The 2,814-nt window shown below is 63.0% G+C and carries 2 protein-coding genes and 1 pseudogene; all 3 read left to right on the top strand.

The annotated features are described in order from the left end of the window. A pseudogene (locus tag QT222_RS03300) lies at window positions 1-267 on the top strand (helix-turn-helix domain-containing protein); the annotation flags it as partial. Between the two features lie 123 nt (window positions 268-390). Then, on the top strand, window positions 391-2,235 hold the full coding sequence (locus QT222_RS03295) for an Nramp family divalent metal transporter (protein ID WP_491476299.1): 1,845 nt from the start codon (window positions 391-393) through the stop codon (window positions 2,233-2,235). An 80-nt stretch (window positions 2,236-2,315) separates the two neighbouring features. Then, window positions 2,316-2,814, top strand: a 499-nt coding sequence (locus tag QT222_RS03290) for an LUD domain-containing protein (RefSeq protein WP_491476298.1), incomplete at its 3' end; no start/stop codon positions are given.

Below are 2,814 nucleotides of genomic sequence, written 5' to 3'. Positions count from 1 at the left end.
CCGACCGCCAGCGAAGGGGCGGATTTCCCGGGAGGCGGCCCGAGGCCCGGCGCCCGGGGAGATGCGTTTTCGGCCGCCTCCGTGTACCTGACCGCCCACCCGGAGGCGAAGAGGGCGGATTTCCTCCGGGACGTGTACTACGACTATCCGGCCGGTTTCGAGTCGGCCGAGGGCTGGTGGACCGAAATCCAACCCGCGCTGAAACAACTGCCGGGGGTCGACCCGCCGGAAGAACGCGGACACATCTGGCACTTCCTCGGTGGATAAGACAGGCGTCGTAACACTGCCCCCACCCTACGAATTTATACGGCATCGGGCCACAGTCTCGGCCGACGCACCGATGTCACTCGACTTCCCGGTTGACAGAGCCATCGCGGAGCGTGTCGCCCGATGAGCGGCCGTCAGCCCGATTCTGACGCGGAGGGACAGTCCCCGGAGGACTCGCCCGACGCTGGAGCGTCGGACTCTCCTGCCGACCCGAGTGCTTCGGATTCGACTCAGACACCGAAAGGCGGCGTAACCGGTGGTGACGAGGTCTACGCCTCGGAGGTCGAAGGAAAACAGTACCGCGGGACGTGGTACCTCCCGCTTCGATACGAGGACCTCGACGAGTCACCCGACTCGGAGGAGTACCCTGAAACGGGAACCGGCGGGTCGTTCCGTATCACCGACCTTCCGCGCGTTCCCCGTGTCGGCCACGTCGTCGGTCCGTCGGCCATCATGCTCGGTGCCTCGCTCGGCAGCGGCGAGACGCTGTTTTGGCCCGTCTTGACGGCGCAGTTCGGGTGGACCGTTTTCTGGGCGTTCATCGTCGGCATCTTCACGCAGTTTCTCATCAACACCGAACTTCAGCGCTGGACGCTCGCTACGGGAGAAAGCATCTTCCGCGCGTTCGCGCGCGTGAGAACGTACTGGCCGTGGGCGTTCCTCATCGGCGGCCTCATCAGTCTCGGGTGGCCGGGGTGGGCCGCCGGTGCAGCACAGGTCGCTGCAACAGCCTTCGGATTGGATGGTTCTGTTGCTATCTTCGGGTTCTCTATCGCTACCTGGAAGCTCATCGCCGCGGGGTTGATGGCCGCCATCTGGCTTTCGTACCAGATTTCGTCGGTCATGTACAACGTCGTCGAAGTGTTCCAAATCGGCCTGCTGTTCGTCGCCATCGGCGCGGCCCTGATGCTCGTCGCTGTGAGCGGGTCGTGGGTCGAGTTCGCCGATATTCCCGCCGCCACGGGGTCGGTCGGGACGCTCCCGGAAGGCATCGATATCGCCGTATTCCTCGGTGGTCTCGCCTTCGCGGGCGCGGGCGGCTATCTCAACCTCTCGCAGAGTCTCTGGATGCGCGAGAAGGGATACGGCATGGGCAACTACCAGGGCCGAGTGAAGAATCCGCTTCGCGGTGACGACCCGGAACCAATCGAACGCGACGGCTTTACGTTCCGGCCGACGGTGACGAACCTCCGTCGGTGGCGCGGGTGGTGGCGGGTCGTCCAACTCGAACATCTCCTGACGTTCGTCCTCGGCTTGCTCGTCGTCGCCCCGGCGCTCATGAGCGTCGCCATCCAGTACTCGCCGGGGACAACGACGAACGCCATTCAGATGTGGCTCGGCGATGTCGTCCCGCTTCTCGGCCCTCTCGGTTCGTTCCTCGTGTTCGCTGTTCTCTTCGTCGCGCTCTTTACCACCGAGTACGCCATCGTCGAGTCGTTCGTCCGGAACAGCGCCGACGCGCTCTACGAATCCTACGGGCGCGAGGCTGGCTGGGACCTTCCGAAACTCTTCTGGCGACTCCTCACCGCGTTCTGCGCTTGGGGTGTCATCATCATCCTGCTTTTCACCTCACCGTTCGAGGGGCAAGAGCCGTTTTTCTTCCTCGTCGTCGGGGCCGCGATGTCGGGTGTGATGATGTGGCCCTACACCGCGCTCGTTCTCGTGATGAACACGACGCGACTGCCCGAACATCTCCAACCCGGATGGGGTCGCGTTCTCGGAATGTGGTGGGCGACGGGATTCTACGGCTACTTTAGCGTCCTTCTCATCGGGACGTCGCTGACGAACTTCGGGCTTGCAGCATTCGAGACGGCCCCGTCGATTCTCGGGAGCGGTGCTGGCGGGTACGCCCTCTGGGTGATGTACCTCACCGCACAGGCCTACACGGTGAGCAAGTCCGCCGCAGGAAAGCGCGCGGCCGCTGGTACGGTCCCGGATGCTGACGAGGCATCTGGGTGGTTCTCCTGATACGCCAAATTCTTCATAATTAACTATCTCTGGCTGTTCGAACCCTAAGAACGATTATGTAGAACAAGCAATTCGAACGTATGTCAACCGGCACGGTTGCAACGTTCGAGGACTCTCTCGAACGACTCGAAGTAGGCTGGACACACACGTCTGTCGATGGGCTGGCCGACGTTCTCAACGAGGTTTGTGACGAACCAACTGTGGGGGTCGAACTTCCGTACGACGGTGTCGAACTTCCGTCGTGGGTGAACACCGACCCGACTCCCGCAGACCTCCGAGCGGCGAACGCCGGCATCACGGCAGCGGGCATCGGAATTGCGGACTACGGGAGCGTCGTCGTGCAGGGCACACCTGACGGCGTTGAACCTGTCAGTCTGTTCGCGGACCGACACGTCGCAGTTCTCAAGGAATCGGATATCGTCCCCGGCATGCCCGAGGCGTTCGAGTGGCTGGGCGAGGAGTTCCGCACGGGACACTCCTCGGCGATTATCGCTACCGGTCCAAGCGCCACCGCCGACATGGGCGCACTGGAGAAAGGAGCACACGGTCCCAAAGACGTTCCCGCGGCGATTCTCGATG

The organism is Haloferax sp. s1 (assembly GCF_058382125.1).
The sequence above is the reverse complement of the archived record's forward strand: the minus strand, read 5'-3'. Positions and strand labels throughout refer to the sequence as shown.